12 protein-coding genes are annotated in these 14396 nt (G+C 70.2%); 2 read left to right on the forward strand and 10 right to left on the reverse strand.

Translation table 11 applies throughout. From position 1 onward, the window contains the following. Positions 1–1416 (reverse strand): phytoene desaturase family protein, encoded by a 1416-nt coding sequence (gene crtI, locus C8D87_RS33540; protein WP_112229710.1) that lies wholly within the window; start codon positions 1414–1416, stop codon positions 1–3. A gap of 94 nt (positions 1417–1510) precedes the next feature. Between crtI and C8D87_RS48745 the strand changes: the two genes are divergently transcribed. Continuing rightward, on the forward strand, positions 1511–1633 hold the full coding sequence (locus C8D87_RS48745; RefSeq protein ID WP_267899901.1) for a hypothetical protein: 123 nt from the start codon (positions 1511–1513) through the stop codon (positions 1631–1633). Positions 1634–1792: 159 nt separating this feature from the next. Here the strand turns inward: C8D87_RS48745 and C8D87_RS33545 are convergent, their stop codons facing one another. The 8 genes from C8D87_RS33545 to C8D87_RS33580 all read right to left on the reverse strand — a co-directional run bounded on the left by C8D87_RS33545 (position 1793) and on the right by C8D87_RS33580 (position 12040). Further along, on the reverse strand, positions 1793–2542 hold the full coding sequence (locus tag C8D87_RS33545) for a cell division protein FtsQ/DivIB (protein WP_112229711.1): 750 nt from the start codon (positions 2540–2542) through the stop codon (positions 1793–1795). Then, positions 2539–3921, reverse strand: coding sequence for a UDP-N-acetylmuramate--L-alanine ligase (gene murC, locus C8D87_RS33550; protein ID WP_267899902.1), 1383 nt, complete (start codon positions 3919–3921; stop codon positions 2539–2541). The genes C8D87_RS33545 and murC overlap by 4 nt, the downstream gene beginning before the upstream one ends. Continuing rightward, complete coding sequence (gene murG / locus C8D87_RS33555; protein WP_215732578.1) at positions 3918–4988, reverse strand: undecaprenyldiphospho-muramoylpentapeptide beta-N-acetylglucosaminyltransferase; 1071 nt, start codon at positions 4986–4988, stop codon at positions 3918–3920. The genes murC and murG overlap by 4 nt, the downstream gene beginning before the upstream one ends. Positions 4989–5055: 67 nt before the next feature. Continuing rightward, positions 5056–6453 (reverse strand): putative lipid II flippase FtsW, encoded by a 1398-nt coding sequence (ftsW, locus tag C8D87_RS33560; protein ID WP_109635119.1) that lies wholly within the window; start codon positions 6451–6453, stop codon positions 5056–5058. A gap of 147 nt (positions 6454–6600) precedes the next feature. Then, a complete protein-coding gene (murD, locus tag C8D87_RS33565; RefSeq protein WP_112229712.1) occupies positions 6601–7971 on the reverse strand; it encodes a UDP-N-acetylmuramoyl-L-alanine--D-glutamate ligase in 1371 nt (456 codons plus the stop codon). 3 nt (positions 7972–7974) lie between these two features. Further along, positions 7975–9060 (reverse strand): phospho-N-acetylmuramoyl-pentapeptide-transferase, encoded by a 1086-nt coding sequence (gene mraY, locus C8D87_RS33570; protein ID WP_109633638.1) that lies wholly within the window; start codon positions 9058–9060, stop codon positions 7975–7977. Next, positions 9057–10517, reverse strand: coding sequence for a UDP-N-acetylmuramoyl-tripeptide--D-alanyl-D-alanine ligase (locus C8D87_RS33575; RefSeq protein ID WP_112229713.1), 1461 nt, complete (start codon positions 10515–10517; stop codon positions 9057–9059). The genes mraY and C8D87_RS33575 overlap by 4 nt, the downstream gene beginning before the upstream one ends. After that, positions 10514–12040 carry a UDP-N-acetylmuramoyl-L-alanyl-D-glutamate--2,6-diaminopimelate ligase gene (locus C8D87_RS33580; protein ID WP_112230067.1) on the reverse strand — a complete coding sequence of 509 codons (1527 nt, stop codon included), beginning with the start codon at positions 12038–12040 and terminating at the stop codon, positions 10514–10516. The genes C8D87_RS33575 and C8D87_RS33580 overlap by 4 nt, the downstream gene beginning before the upstream one ends. A gap of 277 nt (positions 12041–12317) precedes the next feature. Between C8D87_RS33580 and C8D87_RS33585 the strand changes: the two genes are divergently transcribed. Then, positions 12318–13067, forward strand: coding sequence for a universal stress protein (locus tag C8D87_RS33585; protein WP_170166676.1), 750 nt, complete (start codon positions 12318–12320; stop codon positions 13065–13067). Between the two features lie 50 nt (positions 13068–13117). On the opposite strand, the gene C8D87_RS33590 is transcribed toward C8D87_RS33585, so the two are convergent. Beyond that, positions 13118–14218 carry a putative glycoside hydrolase gene (locus tag C8D87_RS33590; RefSeq protein WP_170166677.1) on the reverse strand — a complete coding sequence of 367 codons (1101 nt, stop codon included), beginning with the start codon at positions 14216–14218 and terminating at the stop codon, positions 13118–13120. Positions 14219–14396: the final 178 nt, after the last annotated feature.

A 14396-nucleotide genomic window follows, 5' to 3' on the forward strand; every position in this document is an offset into this window, starting at 1 on the left:
TCACCGCACCGCATCTATCCGCTGGGCTGCGAGCCGACCGGAGATGAGCACTGGAGGCACTCCGACGCCCGGTGTGGTGCCTGCGCCCGCCAACGCCACGTTCTCGGCTCCCTTGACGACGTTGCGCGGCCGGAACGGTCCGGTCTGCGCGAAGGTGTGCGCCAGCCCGAACGGCGTACCGGCGGCGTTGCCCCAGTCCCGCGGCGTGACGAGGTGCTCGTCCTGGATCGCCGCACCGAAGCCGTCGAGGCCTCGCTCTTCGAGCGTGGCGATGAGCTCGTCGCGGTACCTCGGCCCGACGCGCTGCCAGTCGATCGGGCCGGTCCGCAGGTTCGGGCACGGCGCCAGCACGTAGTGCAGCCCGTCCTGCGCGTGCGTGACGAGCAGCGACGGGTCCGACATCAACTGTCCCTTGTGGACGATTTCGGTGAACGTCTCGCGCCAGGCCGCGCCGAACAGGATGTTGTGGTGCCCGAGATTCCACGTGCGATCCGTCGCGGCGTGCAACACCACGGCCGATGGCGACCAACGGTGCCGCACAAGCCGTTGCGGGCGCTTCCCGAGCAACCGGTACGCGTCCGGCAACTCGCACGCCAGCACCACCGCGTCCGCGGCGATCCGCTCATCCGAGGTGTGGACGGCAGCGACCCGTGCGCCGCTCCACTCCAGCCGTGTGACCGTTGCGCCGTAACGGAACTCCGCGCCGTGTTTCTCCGCGGCTGCGCTCAGTGCCTGAGGAACCGCGTGCATCCCACCGCGTGGGTGGTAGACGCCCGCGATGGTGTCCATGTACGCGATGACCGCGTACGCCGCGAGAGCTTGCTGCGGCGGCACACCCGCGTACAACGCCTGGAAGGAGAAAAGCCGGATCAAACGTTCATCGCTGATGAATCGCCGCAACTGCGGTTCCAGCCGGCCGAACCCGCCCAGGCCCGCCAGCTTCACGAGCTCCGGCCTCAGCAGGTCGAGCGGCGAGTCGAAGTTCGCCCCGATGAAGTGCTCGCGCTGCACCGCGTACAGCTCGCCCAGCCACCGCCGCAGCTTCCGGTACCCGGCCGCTTCCCTTGCGCCGCAGGCGTTGCGGACCTCGGCCTCCATGGCCTCGGCATCGGTGTGCACCGCGATCCGCGACCCGTCCGCGAACCGCGCGTGGTAGGCGGGATCGACCCTGTCGAGCGTCAGCCAGTCCGCAGTTCGCTCCCCCACCGCGCCGAACACCTCGTCCAGGTACTCGGGCATCGTGAGCACCGTCGGCCCGCTGTCCGCCGTGAATCCGCCCACCTGGACGGTCCCGGCGCGACCGCCTGGGGCATCAGCCTTTTCGAGCACGGTGACCCGGCGGCCGGTGCCCTGCAGGTGCAACGCCGCCGACAGTCCGGCAAGACCGGCGCCCACGACCACGACGTGTCCTGCCATGCGTACTTCCTTCGGGTGACAACGACCGATACGGCTAATGCCGCGAGAAGCAGTCCGATGAGCACGGTAGTCGTTCACTTCGAGGAGGCTCCTCTTGGCACCCGCAACCGCGTCCGTGCGTTCGCTCGTCATCGAGGCGATCGTGTTGGAACTCGTGACGAGCAGGCTGGGCAGCCTGTTCGTGCGGGTCGCGACAGCGTTGAAGCCGAACGGCTGACCGGCGGGCCACAGGAGATCTTCGTGTGCTCCCAGCCACTTCCCCGGTCCCCGCACCGACGTCCCCGCCGCTTCCCGGCACCGTCACGGCCGCCGGCACCGCGGCCGTGACACAGCGCGCCGACACCAGGGTCGTTGGCGCGCAAGACCGTTGGTAAGGCTACGAAACGGTGGCCAGGTCCGGGGACGACACGTCGTACGTCGTGCCCGGACGTGAGAGCAGCACCATCAGCACCGCCGCCTTGCGCGGGGTGTCGTCGGAGCTGCCCCACTTCACCACGCGGTTGCCGGACAGCGTCAGCTTCACGTCGGCACCGGACGTGGCCGACACCTGCAGGACGTCGGGCCGCAGCTTCTCCGGCAGTTCGTTCAGGACCCCGACCACGGCGCGAGTGGCCGGGTCCGTGGACGACGGGGTGGCCAAGACCAGTTCGGGGACGCCCGGCGCCGCCGTCGGCAGGACCGCGTAGTCCATGCCGGTGGAGTCGACGAGGTGGAAGCCGTCGGGCAGCTTCACCGAACCGACGGGCACGCGTTCGGTGATCAGCAGCCGGACCGTGCCGGGCAGCTGGCGTTCCACCTCGACGGTGGCGATGCGCGGTACGGCGGCGACGCGTTCGCGGATGCCGCGAAGGTCCAGCCGCACCAACGGAGAGCCGGGTTCGATGGCGGCGGCGCGGCGAACCTCGTCGTCGGTCAGCACCACCGCGCCGTGGACGTCCACGTTGCGGACGCCCAGCAACGGCGTGAAGAACACCCCGTAGGTCAAACCCACTATGGAAAGCAACGTCAGCAACGCGACCAGGCGGCGGCGCAGGATCACCCTGCGCCGCGCCCGGTACTCAGCGCTCTTCGGTCTCCGGTTCGCGGGGCGAACTCGCGTGGACCTGCCACGAACCGGGGCGCTCATGCCTGCTCTTGCTGCGACAACGCGCTGACGATCTCGGGGCCGAGCATCGTCACGTCACCCGCGCCCATGGTCACCACCAGGTCGCCCTCGTGGACCAGCGACGCCACCAGGGCGGGCACGCGGTCGAACGACGGCTCGTAGTGCACGGAAGCCGTCACCTGCTCCGCGATCAGCCCGCCGGTCACACCGGGCTCCGGCTCCTCGCGGGCGCCGTACACGTCCAGCACGACCACTTCGTCCGCCAGCGACAGCGCAGCGGCGAACTCCGTGGCGAACGTGCGCGTACGCGAGTACAGGTGCGGCTGGAACACCACGACAACCCTGCCGGTACCCGCGACCGGACGCGCCGCACGCAGCTGGGCGTCGACCTCGGTCGGATGGTGCGCGTAGTCGTCGTAGACGGACACGCCACCGGCACGGCCCTTGAACTCGAACCGCCGCCGCACACCACCGAAGGCCGCGAGACCCTCCAGCAACCCGGTCTGGTCGGCACCGAGCTCCAGACCGGCCAGCAGCGCGGCAACGGCGTTCAACGCCATGTGCTCACCCGGCACCGCGACGCGGACGTCGAGGGCCACTCCGTCGATCTCGACCGACGCCAGGCCACCGGACTCGAACGGCTTGTAGTCGACGATCCGCGCGTCGGAAGCGGCGCGGCCGTACTCCCGCACCCGAATCCCGCGAGCGCGAGCCTCGGCGATCAGCCGCGCCGCACCTGGATCGTCCACACAGGACACCAGAACGCCACCCGGCGCGATCCGGTCCAGGAACGAGTCGAACACCGCCGTGTACGCCTCGACGGTGCCGTGGTGATCGAGGTGGTCGGCCTCGACGTTCGTCACGACGGCGACCGACGGCGAGAAGAACAGGAACGAGCCGTCGGACTCGTCCGCCTCGGCGACGAACACGCCACCGGTGCCCTGATGCGCGTTGGCACCGGACTCGTTGAGGTCGCCACCGATCGCGAACGACGGGTCCAACCGGCAGTGCTGCAACGCGACGGTCAGCATCGACGTGGTCGACGTCTTGCCGTGCGTGCCGGCGACACACACGACCCGGTGGTCTTCCATGAGAGCGGCCAGCGCCTCGGCGCGGCGCAGCACCGTGATGCCGCGCTCGCGAGCCGCCGCGTACTCCGGGTTCGAGTCCTTGATCGCGGTCGACACCACGACCTCGGTCGGGCCACCGACGAGCTGGTCGAGGTTGGCCGAGTCGTGTCCCACCGCGACCCGCGCGCCCTGGGCACGCAGCGCCAGCACGGTCCGCGAGTCCTTGGCGTCCGAACCGGACACCTGCGCACCGCGCGCGAGCAGGATGCGGGCGATGCCGCTCATTCCGGCACCACCGATGCCGACGAGGTGAACGCGTTCGAGGCTCACTTCTTGATCACCTCCAGCACGGCGTGGGCCAGGATCTCGTCCGCCTCGCGACGGCCGGTGCCGAGCGTCGCCGCGGACATGGCGGCGAGGCGCGCGCGGTCCGCGACCAGCGGCACCACCAGCGAGACGACCTTCTCCGGCGTCAGCTCCTCGTCCGGCACCAGGATGCCGCCACCGGCCGAGACGACCGGGCCGGCGTTCAACGCCTGCTCACCGTTGCCGTGAGGCAGCGGCACGAACACCGCGGGCAGGCCGACGGCCGACACCTCGGCGACGGTCATCGCGCCCGAGCGGCACAGCACGGCGTCCGCGGCGGCGTACGCGAGGTCCATGCGCTCCAGGTACGGCACCGGCACGTACGCGGGTGCGCCCGGAACCTGCTGCACCGCAATGGTGTTCTTCGGGCCGTGCGCGTGCAGCACGCCGATGCCCGCACGGGCGAACTCGGCCGCAACGGGGGCCACGGCCTCGTTGATCGAGCGCGCACCCTGCGAACCACCGAACACCAGCAGCGTCGGCGCGTCCGGGTCCAGGCCGAAGAAGCGGCGGGCCTCGTCGCGCAGTGCCGCGCGGTTCAGCGTCGTGATCGACTGGCGCAGCGGGATGCCGATGATCTGGGCGTCGGTCAGGCCCGAGTCCGGCACGGCCGCCGCGACGTGCGCGGCGAACTTGGCGCCGACCTTGTTCGCGAGACCGGCCTTGGCGTTCGCCTCGTGCACCACGATCGGCACGCGGCCACGCGCGGCCAGGTACGCGGGCAGCGCCACGTAGCCGCCGAAGCCGACGACGACGTCCGCGCCGACGCGCTCCAGCACCTCACGGGTCTGCTTCACGGCGCCGCGCACGTTGAGCGGCAGCTTCAGCAGATCGAGCGTGGGCTTGCGCGGCATCGGCACCGGCGGGATCAGCTCCAGCGGGTAGCCGCGGGCCGGCACGATCTTGTTCTCCAGGCCGCGCTCGGTGCCGAGCGCGACGACACGTGCGTCCGGCCGCAGCCGCATGACCGCGTCGGCCAGCGCCAGTGCCGGCTCGATGTGTCCCGCGGTGCCACCACCTGCGACCACGATGCACGGACCACTGGGGGCAGGGTGCCCGGTCAAGACTTGCCTCCGGATATTGGTTTTGGCTGAACAATCAGTTGTATCGCCCGCGACCGCGGGTCGACCGGCCTTGCTCCGTCCGGCCCTGGGTGCGCCGCGACTCGCGGCGACGGTACTCCGAGGGAGGAGCGGATCGTCCAGCCATACGACGTTCGTCGATGACCGGGAGTTGCGCCGTGCGCCTGCCCGGCGCGCGCGGAGGCGTCGACGGGCGGACCGGCTTGCGCTTGGGCGGCGGCCGGTACGCCTCGGGCGCCGGCAGCTTGAGCAGGCCACCGACGCGGCCAGGACCGAGCGAACGCAGCGCCGCCACGGCCTCGGGCTCGTGCCGGGCGCAGTTCGCGAGGATGCCGAACACGATCATGGTCATCACGACCGAGGTGCCGCCGGAGGAGATCATCGGCAGCGTGATGCCGGTGACGGGCAGCAGCCGCACGACGTAGCCGATGTTGATCGCGGCCTGCGCGACCAGCCACACCGTCAGCGTCGCGGACACGATCCGGATCCACGGGTCGGTGTTGCGCCACGCCACCCGCAGACCGACCCACGCGACCCCGCCGAACAGGGCCAGCACCAGCGCGCACCCGATGAACCCGAGCTCCTCGCCGATGACGGCGAAGATGAAGTCCGACTCGACGTTGGGCAGGTACCGCCACTGCGAGCTGCCCTGCGCGAGCCCCTTGCCGAACCAGCCGCCCTCCGCGAGCGCGAACATCGCCTGCCGCGCCTGCAGACCCGCTCCCTCCGGGTCGGCGTCCGGGTTGAGGAACGTCGACACGCGCTGCAACCGGTACGCGGCGCCGATCGCGAGCACGACGGCACCGGCCACCGCGCCACCGGCGATCACGCCGAACAACCGCATCGGCGCGCCGACGAACCACAGCAGGCTGATCAGCACCACGCCGAGCGTGATCGTGCCGCCGAGGTCGGGCTGCAGCATGACCAGCGCGAAGATCAGCATCGCGACCGGCACGACGGGCACCAGCAGGTGCCGGTACTGCGACAGCAACGCCCGCTTGGTGACCAGGACGTGCGCGCCCCACAACGCGAGCGCGAGCTTCACGGCCTCGATGGGCTGGAACGAGATCGGCCCGACGGTGAACCAGGACCGGGCGCCACCGCGGACGTCGCCCAGCGGCGTCAGCACCAGCGCCAGCAGCAGCACGCCGATGCCCATCGCCGCCGTCGACAGATGCCGCAGGCGCCGCAACGGGAACCGCAGCACGAGCCAGAACAGCACTGCGCCGATGCAGACGTAGATCAGCTGCTTCTGGAACACGCTGTACGCCGACACACCCGAGGCGACCTGTCCCGGCGCCGACGCCGACAGCACCATCACCAGACCCAGCACGGTGAGCATGCCGAAGATCGCGAGCAACAGGTGGAAGTCGGCGAGCGGGCGGCCGAGCCACGCGGTCAGACCTCCGCGCATCGACGCGATGCGGCCCGCGGGACGAACCTTCCGCTTGCTCCTCGGCTTGTCGGCGACGACGGTCACCAGATCATCGTCTCCTGTGTCAAGCGCTCGAACGGGGATTCGTGTGGCGTGTCGCTGTTCGAACCCTACCGGTCACGGCCTTCACCCCGACGTCAACCGCCGGACGGCGTCCGTGAACGCCTGCCCGCGGTGCGCGTAGTCGGTGAACATGTCCATCGACGCGGCCGCGGGAGCCAGCAGCACCGTGTCGCCAGGCCGCGCGAACTCCTGCGCGGCACGGACGACCGCCGTCATCGGCTCGTCGTCGTCAGCGACGTCGAGCACGCGCACCGGCACGTCCGGCGCGTACCGCGCCAGGGCGTCCGCGATCACCGCGCGGTCGGCGCCGATCAGCACGGCGCCCCGCAGCCGGTGGGCTTCGGTCCGCACCATCTCCTCGACCGACGCGCCCTTGAGCAGGCCGCCCGCGATCCAGACGACGCTCTCGAACGCCCGCAGCGACGCCACGGCGGCGTGCGGGTTCGTCGCCTTCGAGTCGTTGACGTAGTGGATGTCGGCGGCGTCCACCGTGACGAGCACAGCGCGGTGAGCGGCCGGTTCGAACGCTTCCAGGCCCTCGCGCACGGCCTCCGACGGAACGCCGTACGCGCGCGCCAGTGCCGTGGCGGCGAGAGCGTCCGCGATGCCGGGAGGACCGGCCGGGCGGATCTTCGCGACCTCGATCAACGCCTCGTCGTCGGCGAACGCGCGGTCGACCAGCCAGCCGTCGCGCACCCCGAGCTGGCCCGCCTCGGGCTCGTCCAGGGTGAAACCGACCTGGTCACGGGCGGGCGAGGACTCCAGCAGGTCGACGACGAGGTCGTCGTCGAGCCAGCCGATCGCGACGTCACCGGTGAGGACCCTGGCCTTGGCCTGCGCGTACGGCTCCATGCCGCCGTGCCAGTCGAGGTGGTCCTCCGCGAGGTTGAGCAGCGCGCCCGCCTGCGGCCGCACCGACGGCGACCAGTGCAGCTGGAAGCTCGACAGCTCCACGGCCAGCACCCGGCGTCCGGCCAGCAGCGCGTCCACGACCGGCAGCCCGACGTTGCCGCACGCCACGGCGTCCGCGCCGGCCGCGTGCAGGATCGACTCCAGCATGCCGACCGTCGTGGTCTTGCCGTTGGTGCCCGTCACCGCGAGCCACACCGGCGGGTCGGCCAGCTCGGCGGCCATCCGCCAGGCCAGCTCGACCTCGCCGATCACCTCGATGCCCGCCGACGCGGCGGCCGCGAGCAGCGGGCTCGACGGCTGCCAGCCGGGCGACGTGACGACCAGCGAGGTCCCCGCTGGCGGCTCCGTCAGGCCGGGCACCAGCTCGACGCCGTCCAGCAGCGTCTCCAGCGCCATCAGCCGTTCCGGCGACGAGTCCGTCACCACGACCTCCGCCCCCGCGGCGAGCAACGCCTCGGCGGCGGACCGGCCGGTCACTCCAGCACCGGCGACCAGCACCTTCGTTCCGGCCAGCTTGGTCATGTCCTAGAACCCGCCTGTCAGCCACTCGCTGTAGAAGACGCCCAGACCGAACATGCAGCAGATACCCGCCATCAGCCAGAACCGGATGATGACCGTGGTTTCCGCCCAGCCGGCCAGCTCGAAGTGGTGGTGGAACGGGGCCATGCGGAACAGCCGCCGTCGTGAGGTGCGGAAGACCGCGACCTGCAGCGCCACCGACAGGGCCTCGACCACGAACAGACCACCGATGACGATCATCAGCAGCTCGGTGCGGGTCGCGATCGCGAGACCCGCGACCAGGCCGCCGAGCGCGAGCGAACCCGTGTCACCCATGAAGATCTTGGCAGGGGCGGCGTTCCACCAGAGGAAGCCGATGCAGCCCGCCATCGCGGCCGCGGCGATCACCGCGAGGTCCAGCGGGTCGCGCACGTCGTAGCAGCCGGCCACCGCGTAGCTCGAGCAGTTGTAGCGGAACTGCCAGAACGAGATCACGACGTACGTGCCGAGCACCATCGCCGACGAGCCACCGGCGAGACCGTCCAGGCCGTCGGTCAGGTTCACCGCGTTCGACCACGCGGCGACCATGCCGTAGCAGAAGACGATGAACCCGATCGTGCCGAACGAGACCACGGTGATGTCGCGGACGAACGACAGGTTGACCGACGCGGGCGTCAGGCCGTCCTTGTTCGGGAACTGCAGCACGAGGATCGCGAACGTGATCGTGGCGATGAACTGGCCGACCAGCTTGGCCGTCTTGTTCAGGCCCAGGTTGCGCGCCTTGCGGATCTTGATGAAGTCGTCGAGGAAGCCGACGAGCCCCAGCGACGTCGTCAGCATCAGCACGAGCAGGCCCGACGCGGTCGGGGTCTGCCCGGACGCCGAGGCCGACATCGAGTTCACGAGGTGCGTGCCGAGGTAGCCGGCCCACATCGCGACCAGGATGGCGAGACCACCCATGGTCGGCGTGCCGCGCTTGGTCTTGTGGTGCTGCGGACCGTCCTCGCGGATCTCCTGGCCGAAGCCCTGGCGAGAGAAGATCTTGATCAGGTAGGGCGTCAGCAGGATCGACACTGCCAGTGCGATCGCTGCCGCGATCAGGATGCTCTTCACTTGGTTCCTGCCTCCAGCAGGGCCTCGGCGATGCGCCACAGGCGGTAGGCGTTGGATGCCTTGACCAGCACGACGTCACCGGGCCGGATTTCCGCGCGCAGCAACGCGATCGCCGCGTCCGCGTCCGGCACCAGGACGGATTCCTCTCCCCAAGATCCTTCCAGGTGCGCACCCTGGTGCATCGCGCGGGCCGCGTCACCGATGACGACGAGCTTGCTGATGTCCAGGCGCACCACGAGGCGGCCGATTTCGTCGTGCTCACGCACCGCGTCGTCGCCCAGTTCGGCCATCGGTCCGAGCACTGCCCAGCTGCGGCGGGCGGGCGTGGTGGCGCGCGAGATCGTCGCGAGCGCCTTCAACGCCGCCCGCACCGAGTCCGGGTTCGCGTTGTACGCGTCGTCGATGACCGTCACGCCGTCGGGCCGGTCGGTGATCACCATGCGGTGCGCGGACACCCGTTCCGCGGCACCGAGCCGTTCGGCGACCTCGGCCGGCGTGGCGCCCAGCTCCAGGGCGATCGCGGCGGCGACCAGCGCGTTGCCCACCTGGTGGGGGCCGTTCAGCGCGAGCTTGACCTGCGCGTCGCCCTGCGCGGTCTTGAGCGTGAAGCTCGCGCGGGCCTGCTCGTCGAGCTCGATGTTCTCGGCGCGGACGTCGGCCTTCTGGTTCTCACCGACCAGGACGACCTTGGCCTTCGTGCGGCTCGCCATGCCCGCGACCAGCGGGTCGTCGGCGTTGAGGATCGCGACGCCGTCCTCCGGCAGTGCCTCGATCAGCTCGCCCTTGCCCTGCGCGATGCCCTCGCGTGAGCCGAACTCGCCGAGGTGGGCGGTGCCGACGTTGAGCACGGCGCCGAACTTCGGCGGGGCGATCTCGCAGAGGTTCGCGATGTGGCCGATGCCCCTGGCGGACAGCTCCAGCACGAGGAACCGGGTGTCCTCGGTCGAGCGGAGCGCGGTCCACGGGTGGCCCAGCTCGTTGTTGAACGACTCCGGCGGAGCGATGACCTCGCCTGCCGGCCGCAGCACCTGCGCGATGAGGTCCTTCGTGGACGTCTTCCCGGCCGAGCCGGTGACGCCGATGATGGTGAGGTCCTTGAGCTGGTCGGTGACGTGACGGGCCAGCTTGGCCAGCGCCTCGAGCACCGCTGCGCCCTCACCGTTCTTGTCGCCGGCGAGAACGTAGGCGTTGGCGTGCTTGGCCTCCACCGGCGGCGCGATCACCGCCGGGGCGTCGACCTCGCGTCCGGCCAGCACACCGGCAGCGCCCTGGGAGATGGCCTGGGCGGCGAAGTCGTGGCCGTCCACGCGTTCACCGGGCAGCGCCAGGAAGAGGCCGCCCTCGGTGACCTTGCGGGTGTCGAACTCGATGGGACCCGTGACTGTCGGGGAACCATCGGTTGCGTGCAACCGTCCGCCGACGATCTCCGCGATCTCGGCGAGCGTGAGTGCGATCAACGGTGAGCCTTTCTGATCGCGGCGGTCAGCGTCTCCACGTCCGAGAACGGGTGGATCACACCGGCGATCTCCTGTCCCGTCTCGTGTCCCTTGCCCGCCACGACGACGACATCGCCCGGATGTGCCAGCTCGACGGCCTTCTCGATCGCGAGCTTCCGGTCGCCGATCTCCAGCACCTCGCCCCGGTTCTCGGTGGCGAGGGCCCCTTCGAGCATGGCGGCCCGAATAGAAGACGCGTCTTCGCTCCTCGGGTTGTCATCGGTGATGATCAACACGTCGGCTCGTGCCGCGGCGGCCTCACCCATCAGCGGGCGCTTGGCCCTGTCCCGGTCGCCACCGCAGCCGAGCACGATGATCACCCGGCCGTCGGTCTTGGCGCGCACGGCGTCGAGCGCGAGCGCGACGGCGGCGGGCTTGTGCGAGTAGTCGACGACGGCGGTGAACGCCTGGCCCTCGTCGACGCGCTGCATGCGGCCGGGCACCTGGACGTTCGCCAGGCCTGCCGCGATGGCGTCGTCCGAGATGCCCTCCGCGTGCAGGCAGGCGATCGCGAGCAGGGCGTTCGCGATGTTGAAGCTCCCCGCGAGCGGCAGGTGGATCCCGATGTCGCCGTCGGGGCCCTGCGCGGTGAACGTCTGCTCACCGGTCGGGCTCACCTCGACGTTGCTCGCGGTCCAGGTGGCGGGCTTGGTCGTGGCGACGGTGATCGTGGAGTCCTTGACCAGCCTGGGGCCCCACTCGCCGTCGACGCAGACGACCTCCCTGCGCGCGCGGCCGTCGAACAGCTGCGCCTTGACCTGGAAGTACTCCTCCATGTCGGCGTGGAAGTCGAGGTGGTCCTGGCTGAGGTTCGTGAAGGCGCCGATCTCGAACTCGGTGGCGGCGACGCGGCCCATGTGCAGGGCGTGGCTCGACACCTCCATGGCGACGTCGGTGACGCCGCGCTCGGCCATCACCGCGAACAGCGCCTGCAGGTCCGGCGCCTCCGGCGTGGTGTGCGAGCTGCCGAGCTGCTCGTCGCCGATGCGGGTGCCGACCGTCCCGATGAGACCGGTGTGCCGGCCGGCGGCCTTGAGCACGGACTCGATCATGTACGTGGTGGTGGTCTTGCCGGACGTGCCGGTGACGCCCCACAGCCGCACCTTCGTCGACGGCCGGCCGTAGACGTGCGCGGCGAGCAGACCCACGACCTCGCGGGGCCGCGGGTGGATCAGCACGGGCACGTCCTTGAGGGCCTCACGCGCGGCACCGGCCTCGTCCGTGAGCACCGCGACGGCACCGTTCGCGAGAGCGGTCTCGGCGAAGTCGGCGCCGTGCGCGCGGGCACCGGGCAGCGCGGCGTACAGGTCTCCGGGGACCACGTGCTGTGCACGCAGCGTCACCCCCGTCACCTGGACGTCGGCATGTGCTGGCCTGGTCAGGTGCACGTCGGCGACCGCGGCGAGAGCAGCCACGGAAGCAGGTCGGATGCTGGTGGGGCGGGGCGGGGCGGTCGCGACCTTGCCCTCGAGCTTGGCAGGCACGGGCAAGAGGCTACCGGCGTACACAGAGTGGCCGAGCGGCGCGTTGGCGTTCGGGTGATGATCAGCAGTGATAGGCCGTTCGAGTGGGCTTGTCCGCTGCGCTTCAGGAGTGAGCCCGTCCGGCCGAACAAATTCCTGCCCGGTTTGTGACTTTGGCCCCTGTGACCAGCAATGCGGGCACGGTGAGGTATGAGACGGCAGGAGGGCGGCGATGAGAACAACCACCACGGTGCAACCGAGGAGATTCTCTTTCTGGGCACCGGATTTCAGTCGTTCCGTGACAGTCGGGGTCGACACTTCCGAGACCGCGTATCACGCTTTCGAGTGGGCAGCACGCCACGCCTGGTCGCTCAGGACGGACCTCCAGGTCTACCTCGCGGACCCCGGCGACACGACGGTCCAGCGGGTGCTGGAACGACTCCCCATGCTCACCGCCCACTTCCGCCCGAGCGGTGACGACCCGGTGGCCGCACTGGTGGGGGCGTCGGACTCGAGCGCGACCTTGGTCTTGGGGTGCAAGGGCGAACAGCACCGCAGCCTGGGTCTGGGTTCCCTCGTCCTCCCGGTGTTGCGCCGCGCGCGGTGCGGAGTCGTAGTGGTGCGCGGACGACCCCCGGCGATCCGTGGCGAGTACGGCTGGATCACCGCCGCCGTCGGCGGGTGCGAGGACCCGGTCGTGCTGCGACGCGCGGTCGAGCTCTGCCGCACCCGCCGAGCGTCTTTGCGCCTGCTCCACGTCCACCCACCGGCCCAGCACGGCGTGCCGGTGCCGCGCGACGAGGCCGCGGTCCGCCGCGCCGTCCTGTTCCTGCGCACCACGGCGCCCGAGCTGACGCCGGACGTCCTCGTCGAGTCGCGGCACCCGCACGAGGCGCTGGCCGCCCTGGACTCGGACCTGGTCGTGGTCGGGCGGGGCGGGCAGCACGACGGGGTCGGGCTGATCACGCGGGCGGCGCTGTACCACTCGTCCTGTCCGGTGCTGGTGGCTCGGCCCGAGCCCCTTCACGGCGATCGGGTGGTGCTGTAACCGAAGGCTCGTTCGGCTGGGGCATCACCGGCCGGCACCCCCCGCTGGGACTAGCAGGCCTTGCGCAGGACCGAACCACTCGTGCCGCGCAGCGAGACCGAGCGGACCGCGGAGCCCTTTTCGTTGGTGTGCGGCGAGGAGAGACGGACGTTGACGGCGGCGCTGCCCGTCTTGTTCGCGTTGACGAGCACGGTGCCGCACGTGAAGTCGCGCTGGTACACGTTGGCCGCCACCGGGAAGTACGTGCCGAGCGGCGTGCCCAGGTCCCAGTCGTACTCGGCGCGCCACGGGGAGGCGTTGTCGTAGCGGTCGGTCTGCGAGATCTCGGAGATGGCCGCGTGGTCGCCCGCCGCCAGCAGGTAGCTCGCGTAGGCGTAGCGGAACGGCTGCTCGGCGCCGCTGTGGTGCGGCTGCACCCAGGTGATCTTGCCCTTGGCCTCGTTGGCGGCGATCTCGGCGACCTGGCGGCTCCAGCCCTCGGGGTACTCGGAGAGCAGGTCGTCGTCGCCGAAGGTCAGCCACCACTCGTCGAAGCCGCCGTCGAGGTGCTCGACATAGCTGTCCCACGCGCCTTCGTGGAGGCGGGCGCTGGACATGTTGGCGACCGTTTTGAGGCCGGCGTCGACGAACTTCTGGCGCGTGTTGGCGAGCATCGAGCGGTAGGCGTCGCGCATCGCCTCGTCGGTCGGGTACGCGGCCGGGCAGGCGCCCTCGTGGTAGGTGTCGCAGGCGAAGAGCGCGTTGTCCATGAACACGCCGTCGAAGGCCCCACGCGACGACGCGATCACGTTGTCCACCCAGGCGTTCTGGTAGTCGGTGTTGCCGACGTCCATCTGCCAATGGCCCTCGTAGCCGTCGTACTCGAAGCGCTGACCGCTCTGATCGACGAGAAACCACGAGGGATCGGCCGCGCAGTAGCCGACGCCGGTGGGTAGATCGGTGTCGTCGACGCCGTTCGAGCACGCGTAGCTGCGCGCAGAGGAGAGGTCCTTGTAGACGAAGGTCTGGATCTTGGGATTGGCCGCCTTGAACTTCGCGGCGAGATCGGCCTCCCAGGCGTTCAGCACGACGTACGAACGTCGTTGCGCCTCGGTTCTGATCATTTCGTCGTTCGTCGGCGTGCTGTTCACGTGCAGCCAGTACGACTTCACTGTCCAGCCTTCCTCACCGGCCTGAGCTGCGGGTACCAATGTCACCGCCAGGGTCGCCACCAAGATCGAAACACGCCAGAAACGCACGCCAAACCCCATCTCGCCTTGCACTCCGGTTTCGAAGTATCAGACGTGATGAAATGCGTCTCATTAGCAACAAATGCAGGGAAATTTTCAC

The organism is Lentzea atacamensis (genome assembly GCF_003269295.1).
Classification (GTDB): domain Bacteria; phylum Actinomycetota; class Actinomycetes; order Mycobacteriales; family Pseudonocardiaceae; genus Lentzea; species Lentzea atacamensis.

Coding starts and splice junctions, on each gene's coding strand:
- crtI (WP_112229710.1), bottom strand. CDS start 1,416: ATGGCAGGACACGTCGTGGTCGTGGGCGCCGGTCTTGCCGGACTGTCG.
- C8D87_RS33545 (WP_112229711.1), bottom strand. CDS start 2,542: ATGAGCGCCCCGGTTCGTGGCAGGTCCACGCGAGTTCGCCCCGCGAAC.
- ftsW (WP_109635119.1), bottom strand. CDS start 6,453: ATGCGCGGAGGTCTGACCGCGTGGCTCGGCCGCCCGCTCGCCGACTTC.
- murD (WP_112229712.1), bottom strand. CDS start 7,971: ATGACCAAGCTGGCCGGAACGAAGGTGCTGGTCGCCGGTGCTGGAGTG.